Raw genomic sequence first — 7,398 nt, forward strand, 5'->3', positions numbered from 1 at the left:
GACGACGGGGGTGATCACCCGCGGGGTGGTCAGTCCGACCGCGCCCGCTGCGATGGCGAGGCCCACCGCGAGCGCTGCTCGGGCTCAGCTGCCTTCGACCAGGTGGCAGCCGGTGCGGACCCGCAGGACGGTTTTCACCTTGGTGCCGACCTGCAGCCAACCGCCGAAGGCGTCGCGCATCTCGACCTTGTGGTCGCCGGGCCGGTCCAGGATCACCTGGCGCTCGGTGAACCCGTACTCGGCGGCGACCTCGTCGGCGATCTGCAGCGCCCGCGGCCACCGGTCGTCGGGGATGGCGCCCTCGTTCTGCCAGCGGTCCAGGGTGTGCTGCTCCGCGTTCGGCACGTCCGGGAACTCCGCGCAGCCCGCCTGACCGGGGTTGCCGTCGTTGACCCACGGCGTGGACAGGCCGAGCTCCGCGGTCCACCGGTCCCGGAGCTTCTGCTGCATCTCCTCGTAGCGAGCGGTGATCTCGGCCATCGCGGGCCGCTGCTGCAGGGCGCTGGTCTGGTCTTGCATGCTTCCCCCGTCGGGAGTGTCGGGCCGGCCCGCGCATCCGGTGAGGAGCGCGGCGCCGAGGACGAGCAGGGCGAGCCGCCTCATGAGAAGACGTCCTTGATCTTCGAGCCTGCGGCGCTGCCCCAGTCCTTGAGCTGCGAAGCCCCTTCCTGGACCTGGTGCGGCACGTAGGAGATCGCGTCGCCGACGCCGTCGGTCTTGCCCGTCACCGCCTGCTCGGGCACCCCGGCGACGACGGCCGCCAGGTTGTGCTGGCTGGTGGTGTCCGGTTTGAAGTACTTGCTGTGGCCGGTGACCTCGGAGCCGTGCTCGGACTTCTCGGTGGACAGGTCCTTGAAGCCGTCCATGTGGGACGGGTCGCCGCCGAAGCGGGCGAAGTCCGCGACCGGGTCGTCCTTGGCCTCCAGCCGGTAGGCGTGGCCCTCCGGGACCTTCAGGTCCTCGATGTCGTTGGTGCCCACGCCCGGCGAGCCCAGGATGACCGCGTCGTCCACCCCGTGGCCACCGCCCTGCAGCGCGTAGCCGGTGGTCGTCGAACCGTAGGAGTGGCCGATCGCGGTCAGGTGCGGGTCGTCGTCGCGGGAGGCGTTGATGCCCTTGTAGAACTCGTTCAGCTTCGCGCCGCCCTCCTGCGCGGAGTTGGAGCTGACCACCGAGTCGCCGAGGACGTCGAGGTTCTCGTCCTTCTGCGGCGGTTCGTAGCCGATCCAGGCGATCGCGGCGACGCTGCCGTCCTTGCCGCCGCGGGCCAGCTCGTCCTCGGACTTGGCGACGAGTTCCTGCGCCTCGGAGTCCATGCCCTTGAGACTTCCGTCCACAGTGGACGTGTAGCCGGGGGCGGACACCGAGACGTGGTCGGCGGTGTCGACGTTGCCGACCGCGACGGCGGCCTTGAGCCGTTCACCGCTGGAGTCCAGCACCAGCAGCTGCCGCGGGGGCTTGTCGCGGGCGATGGTCTCCTCCACCGCGTCCACCGCCTTGAGCTTGTCGTTGACCTGCTTGAGCTTCTCCTGCTCGTCCTCGGACACCCCGCCCTGCTCGAGCTTCGCCTTCTCGTCCTGGAGCGAGCGGCGGGTGTCGTCGATGTTGGCCCGGTTGGCCGCGTCGCGAACCTCGGCGGGGATGCCGTCGCGGCTGCCCAGCCAGGCGGGCGGGTTCTCCTGCAGCGCCGCGCGCTGCTCGTCGGACAGCGACTTCCACCACTCGGCGTTGGCCTTGGGGGAGTCCTCGGCGGGCTTGCCCGCGGACGCGGCCATCGCCTGGGCGCCGGCGGGGGTCGCTGCCCCGGCCAGCGAATCGCCCTCGCCGGGGTCGACCTCGTCCTTCTCGGCGGCGTTGAGCGCCTTGGCGAGCTCCTCGTCGGTGTCCTCGGCGCGGTCGAGGATCTCCTCGACCTCCGCCGAGAGCTTGTCCCGGATCTGGAGGCGGTGCTGCTTGACCTCCTCCACCTGGTCCTCGGGCACGTCCTGCGGCGGGGCGACGTCCCGGACGCCGCCCTCTTCGGTGATCTGGAAGCCGTTGGCCTGCGCCTCGTGGTCGGCCTCGTCGATCTGCTGCTTGATCTTGGCGACGTCGTCGGCGGCGCGGGCGACCGCGAGGCGCACGGTCGAGACCTCGGCGATCAGCGCGCGCATGTCCTCGACGAGCTTCTGGTGCTCCTGCGCGGACTTGTCGGCGGCGTCACCGGTCCAGCTGTCCGGGTTCTTGGCGCCGTCGAGCTCGTCCTGCAGGCCCACCAGGTCGTCGCGGCGCTTGCCGAGCTCGCCGTGGACGGTTTCGAGCGCTCCGGGGTTCCAGCGGCGCACTTCGGCGAACGAGACCACTGCTACCTCCCACCCGCAGCGCGAATGCTCTCCGCACCGGACCTGTCGGATTCCTCGTAGTCGTCACCGCTGGCGATCAGCGAGTCGCCGTGGCGCACGGCCGCCCGGCTCCACTGCTCGGTGGCCTTCTCCCAGCTCTGCGCGACCTTCTCGGCGAGGTCCGCCGACTCGCCGCCGGGCATCGCCCCGGCGATGTCCTGGGCGGGCGGGCCGAGCTTCACCTGGCTCGCCTGCTCCCCGGCCGATTTCGAGCTCGCCCCCGCTCCGCGCAGCGAATCCGGGTCTGCCGTGTACGTCATGCCACCTCCAGCGGCGCAGCCTAGCGCGATGATCACCACCTCAGATGTCGTTCGGCGCGATCCGGTTCCCGCCGGACCGCCGAGCGGGCCGCCGCCGGGTAGCCTGCCGGTCGTGACTGCGTCGTTGGATCTCGCCGCTGACCCCGTCGAACTGACCGCCGCGCTGGTGGACATCCCGTCCGTCTCGGGCGGTGAGAAAGCCATCGCGGACGCGGTGGAGCAGGCGCTGCGGGCGCAGGCGCCGCACCTGGAAGTGGTGCGCAACGGTGACGCGGTGCTGGCGCGCACCAACCTCGGCCGCGGCTCGCGGGTCGTGCTCGCCGGGCACCTGGACACCGTGCCGATCAACGACAACCTGCCGCTGACCCGCACCGGCTCGGGCGCGGACGAGGTCCTGCACGGCTGCGGGACGGTGGACATGAAGAGCGGCGACGCGGTGATGCTGCACCTGGCCGCGGCGCTGACCGAACCCCGCCACGACCTGACCTTCGTGTTCTACGACTGCGAGGAGGTCGAAGCCGAGCGCAACGGCCTCAACCGCATCGAGCGCGAGCTGCCGGACTGGCTGGCCGGTGACCTGGCGGTGGTCTGCGAGCCGTCGAACGCGGCGATCGAAGCCGGCTGCCAGGGCACCATGCGCGTCGAGGTCCGCACCACCGGCACCCGCGCGCACACCGCCCGCGCCTGGATGGGCGAGAACGCGATCCACGCCGCGCAGCCGGTCCTGAAGCGCCTGGTCGACTACACCCCGCGCAACCCGGTGATCGACGGCCTCCAGTACCGCGAAGGGCTGCAGGCGGTCCGGATCGAGGGCGGCGTGGCGGGCAACGTGGTCCCGGACTCCTGCGTGGTGACGGTCAACCACCGCTTCGCCCCGGACAAGTCCGTCGCCGAGGCCGAAGCCCACCTCCGCGAGGTCTTCGACGGCTTCGACGTCACGGTCACCGACGAATCGGCCGGTGCCCTCCCCGGGCTGACCGCTCCCGCCGCCGCGGAGCTCGTCGAGGCCTCCGGCGCGGAACCGGTCGCCAAGCTCGGCTGGACCGACGTGGCCCGCTTCGCGGCCCTCGGCCTCCCGGCGGTCAACTTCGGCCCGGGCTCCCCGACGCTCGCCCACACCAAGCAGGAGCACGTCGCAACGGCGGAGATCCGCCACTGCGCGGACGTCCTCACCCGCTTCCTGCGCTGAGCGGCGGGGTCAGGCGATACCGAGCACCGAGCTCTCCGAGCTCTCCGAGCTCTCCGCGTCGGCGTCGGCCGTCGCCGAGCGCTGCTGCGGCAGCTCCGCCTGCTCCCCGTCGACCAGCTCCGCTTCGCGCTTCGCCGCGAGCTCCGCTTCCGCGAGCTCGGCTTCGGCCGCCTCCGGCGTGGCCTCAGCGGGTGCCTCCGCGGCGCTCTTCGCGCCGTGCTTGATGGTGTCGACGAACTGGAGGAGCTCCACCGGGAACGGCAGGACCAGGGTGGAGTTCTTCTCCGCGGCCACCTCGACCACCGTCTCCAGCAGGCGGAGCTGCAGGGCGGCCGGGGTGTCGGACATGACGTGGGCCGCGTCGGCCAGGCGGCGGGAGGCCTGGAACTCGCCGTCGGCGGAGATGACCCGCGAGCGGCGTTCGCGTTCGGCTTCGGCCTGGCGGGCGATCGAGCGCTTCATGGACTCCGGCAGCGAGACGTCCTTGATCTCCACGCGGTCGATGTGCACGCCCCAGCCCAGCGCCGGGCTGTCGATCATCAGCTCCAGGCCCTGGTTGAGCCGTTCGCGGTTGGACAGCAGGTCGTCCAGGTCGCTCTTGCCGATGATCGAGCGCAGCGAGGTCTGCGCGACCTGGCCGACGGCGAACAGGTAGTCCTCGACGTTGACGATGGCGCGCACCGGGTCCTCGACGCGGAAGTACACCACCGCGTCCACCCGCACGGTCACGTTGTCGCGGGTGATGCCCTCCTGGGCGGGCACCGGCATGGTGACGATCTGCAGGTTGACCTTCCGGATCCGGTCGACGACCGGGACGATCGTGGTCAGGCCGGGGCCGCGGGTCAGCTCCTGCACCCTGCCGAAGCGGAACACGACGCCGCGTTCGTACTGCTTGATGACCTTGATGCTGGAGGCGACGTAGAGGACGCCGAGGGCGATGATCACGATCAGCAGTTCGATGAGCATGGCAGGCTCCCGGGCTCGATATCCGGTCGTGCCCGCGACCCGGCGGATCTGCGTGGTGGTCCGGCCGGGCCGTCGGCACCACTCGATCGTTTCTTCGTATCGTACGCCCGCAAACGCGCCTGTGAATCCCTTGCGAACAGGCATTTCACCGCGCGTCGCGCACTCGGGCCGCGGCCGTCGGCTGCGTAGGCTCGTGCCATGACGATCGAAGGCCAAGTGGGCGAGCCGAACGGTGCCGAGCGGCCCCAGGAGAAGCAACGCGGACCGGTGGTGCTGCGGCGGTCCCGGCTGCGCGAACCCACCACCACCGACCAGCGGCTGCTGGACAGCCGCGGCCCCTCGGACTGGGTGCACACCGACCCGTGGCGGGTGCTGCGGATCCAGGCCGAGTTCGTGGAGGGCTTCGGCGCGCTGGCCGAGGTCCCGCGGGCGGTCACCGTGTTCGGGTCGGCCCGCACGCCGCGGGAGCACCCGGAGTACGCCACCGGCGTCGAGCTCGGCGCGGCCCTGGCCAAGACCGGCTGCGCGGTCATCACCGGTGGTGGGCCGGGCGCGATGGAGGCGGTCAACCGGGGTGCCTCGGAGGCCGGCGGGCTGTCCATCGGGCTGGGCATCGAGCTGCCCTTCGAGCAGGGGCTCAACCCGTGGGTGGACCTCGGGGTGAACTTCCGCTACTTCTTCGTGCGCAAGACCATGTTCATCAAGTACGCCCAGGCGTTCGTCTGCCTGCCCGGCGGGTTCGGCACCATGGACGAGCTGTTCGAGTCGCTGACCCTGGTGCAGACCAAGAAGGTCACCAAGTTCCCGGTGGTGCTGTTCGGCAAGTCCTACTGGCAGGGCTTGTACGACTGGATCCGGGACAGCATGCGGGCGTCCGGCAAGATCGGCGACAAGGACCTAGCGCTGCTGCACCTGACCGACGACATCGACGACGCCGTCGGGATCGTGCAGGAGGCGTACGACGCATGGGAGGCCACGCATTGACCAGTTCCGCACCCGCCGCCGACGTCTCGGTCTGCGTCTACTGCGCATCCGGACCCGTCGACCAGCAGTACCTGGACCTGGCCGCCGAAGTAGGGCGCAAGATCGCCAAGCGCGGCTGGACGCTGGTCTCCGGTGGTGGCCGCGTGTCGATGATGGGGGAGGTCGCCCGGGCCGCGCGCGCTGACGGCGGCCGGACCGTCGGGGTCATCCCGCACGCCCTGGTCGACAAGGAGATGGCCGACGACGACGCCGACGAGCTGCTGGTCGTGGACAACATGCGGGAGCGCAAGGGGCTGATGGACGCCCACTCCACCGCGTTCATCGCGCTGCCCGGCGGCATCGGGACCTGCGAGGAGCTGTTCGAGATCTGGACCTCCCGCTACATCGGCATGCACGACAAGCCGATCGTGCTGCTCGACCCGTACGGCCACTACGAGGGCCTGCTGGCCTGGCTGCAGGGGCTGGTCGACAGCGGGTTCGCCAAGCAGTACTCGATGGACGTGCTCACCGTGACCACCGACGTCGACGCCGCGCTCGACGCCTGCGCTCCGTGACCCTCCCGGACGAGCGCCGCGACGTGCCAGGATCTGCAGACGTGCAACCCCTCCGGTTCCGCGACAAGGACGTCCCCCAGGACCGCCCGCTGGTGATGGCGATCGTCAACCGCACCCGCGACTCGTTCTTCGACCGCGGCCGCACCTTCGAGGTCGACGCCGCCGCCGAGGCGGTCGACCGGGTGGTGGCCGACGGCGCGGACATCGTCGACATCGGCGGGGTCCGCGCCGGCGCGCAGGGCGAAACCGTGGACGCCGCGGAGGAAGCCCGCCGGGTGGTGCCGTTCGTGGCCGCGGTCCGCGAACGGCACCCGGAGCTGGTGATCAGCGTGGACACCTGGCGGCACGAGGTGGCCCGCCAGGTCTGCGAAGCCGGTGCCGACCTGCTCAACGACACCTGGGCCGGTGCCGACCCGAAGCTGGCCGAGGTCGCCGCGGAGTTCGGCGCCGGGGTGGTGTGCTCGCACACCGGTGGGCTGCCGCCGCGCACCGACCCGTACCGGGTCCGCTACGCCGACGTGGTCGCCGAGGTGACCGCCGAGCTGGTCGAGCGGGCGGAGCGGATGGTGCGCCTGGGCGTGCCGAAGGAGGGCGTGCTGATCGACCCGACGCACGACTTCGGCAAGAACACCTGGCACGGCCTGGCGCTGCTGCGCCGGATCGACGAGCTGGTGGGCACCGGGTGGCCGGTCCTGATGGCGCTGTCCAACAAGGACTTCATCGGCGAAACGCTCGGCGCGCCCGTCGACCAGCGCCTGGAGGGCACCCTCGCGGCGACGGCGGTCGCGGCCTGGGGAGGGGCGAAGGTCTTCCGAGCCCACCACGTCCGCGAAACCCGCCGCGTCGTCGACATGGTCGCGGCCATCGCAGGCACCCACCCCCCGGACCAAGTCCTCCGTGCCCTCGCCTGAGCTGAGCCCGCACCGCCGGTCGCCGTCCGGGGTGACGCAATTTCGATGGAAATCGGATGTCCGATTTCCATTGAAATTGCGGAAGTTGTCCACATTGCCAGGGACCGATGGTGGTATCCTGCTACGGCGCGCTGGACCTGGTGACCCAGCACC

At 71.0% G+C, this 7,398-nt stretch carries 8 protein-coding genes; 4 read left to right on the forward strand and 4 right to left on the reverse strand.

From position 1 onward, the window contains the following. Nucleotides 1-84 precede the first annotated feature (84 nt). Genes ABTZ89_RS09495 through ABTZ89_RS09505 form a run of 3 tightly spaced genes read right to left on the reverse strand, consistent with a single transcriptional unit; the run spans nucleotide 85 to nucleotide 2,641 of the window. Nucleotides 85-603: an LppA family lipoprotein gene (locus tag ABTZ89_RS09495; protein ID WP_351042234.1), complete on the reverse strand. Its 519-nt coding sequence runs from the start codon at nucleotides 601-603 to the stop codon at nucleotides 85-87. After that, nucleotides 600-2,342, reverse strand: coding sequence for an alpha/beta hydrolase (locus tag ABTZ89_RS09500; RefSeq protein ID WP_351042237.1), 1,743 nt, complete (start codon nucleotides 2,340-2,342; stop codon nucleotides 600-602). Before ABTZ89_RS09500 ends, ABTZ89_RS09495 begins: the two co-directional genes overlap by 4 nt. A gap of 2 nt (nucleotides 2,343-2,344) precedes the next feature. Beyond that, nucleotides 2,345-2,641 (reverse strand): hypothetical protein, encoded by a 297-nt coding sequence (locus tag ABTZ89_RS09505; protein WP_351042240.1) that lies wholly within the window; start codon nucleotides 2,639-2,641, stop codon nucleotides 2,345-2,347. Between the two features lie 112 nt (nucleotides 2,642-2,753). On the opposite strand from ABTZ89_RS09505, the gene dapE reads away from it, so the two are divergent. Then, complete coding sequence (gene dapE / locus ABTZ89_RS09510; RefSeq protein WP_351042243.1) at nucleotides 2,754-3,830, forward strand: succinyl-diaminopimelate desuccinylase; 1,077 nt, start codon at nucleotides 2,754-2,756, stop codon at nucleotides 3,828-3,830. A 9-nt stretch (nucleotides 3,831-3,839) separates the two neighbouring features. Here dapE and ABTZ89_RS09515 read toward each other — a convergent pair whose 3' ends face one another. Further along, a complete protein-coding gene (locus ABTZ89_RS09515) occupies nucleotides 3,840-4,796 on the reverse strand; it encodes a slipin family protein (RefSeq protein WP_351042246.1) in 957 nt (318 codons plus the stop codon). 198 nt (nucleotides 4,797-4,994) lie between these two features. Here ABTZ89_RS09515 and ABTZ89_RS09520 point away from each other — a divergent pair, with 198 nt between their 5' ends. Genes ABTZ89_RS09520 through folP form a run of 3 tightly spaced genes read left to right on the forward strand, consistent with a single transcriptional unit; the run spans nucleotide 4,995 to nucleotide 7,245 of the window. Then, nucleotides 4,995-5,780, forward strand: coding sequence for an LOG family protein (locus tag ABTZ89_RS09520; protein ID WP_270948838.1), 786 nt, complete (start codon nucleotides 4,995-4,997; stop codon nucleotides 5,778-5,780). Further along, nucleotides 5,777-6,334 carry an LOG family protein gene (locus ABTZ89_RS09525; protein ID WP_270948837.1) on the forward strand — a complete coding sequence of 186 codons (558 nt, stop codon included), beginning with the start codon at nucleotides 5,777-5,779 and terminating at the stop codon, nucleotides 6,332-6,334. Before ABTZ89_RS09520 ends, ABTZ89_RS09525 begins: the two co-directional genes overlap by 4 nt. 41 nt (nucleotides 6,335-6,375) lie before the next feature. Further along, nucleotides 6,376-7,245 carry a dihydropteroate synthase gene (folP, locus tag ABTZ89_RS09530; protein ID WP_351042250.1) on the forward strand — a complete coding sequence of 290 codons (870 nt, stop codon included), beginning with the start codon at nucleotides 6,376-6,378 and terminating at the stop codon, nucleotides 7,243-7,245. Nucleotides 7,246-7,398 lie beyond the last annotated feature (153 nt).

The sequence above is a fragment of the Saccharopolyspora sp. NPDC002686 genome, assembly GCF_040295745.1.
Lineage (GTDB): Bacteria > Actinomycetota > Actinomycetes > Mycobacteriales > Pseudonocardiaceae > Saccharopolyspora > Saccharopolyspora oryzae.

Excerpts from the sequence above, each read along its gene's own strand:
- ABTZ89_RS09520 (WP_270948838.1), top strand. The coding sequence starts at position 4,995 with ATGACGATCGAAGGCCAAGTGGGCGAGCCGAACGGTGCCGAGCGGCCC.
- ABTZ89_RS09515 (WP_351042246.1), bottom strand. The coding sequence starts at position 4,796 with ATGCTCATCGAACTGCTGATCGTGATCATCGCCCTCGGCGTCCTCTAC.
- ABTZ89_RS09495 (WP_351042234.1), bottom strand. The coding sequence starts at position 603 with ATGAGGCGGCTCGCCCTGCTCGTCCTCGGCGCCGCGCTCCTCACCGGA.
- ABTZ89_RS09505 (WP_351042240.1), bottom strand. The coding sequence starts at position 2,641 with ATGACGTACACGGCAGACCCGGATTCGCTGCGCGGAGCGGGGGCGAGC.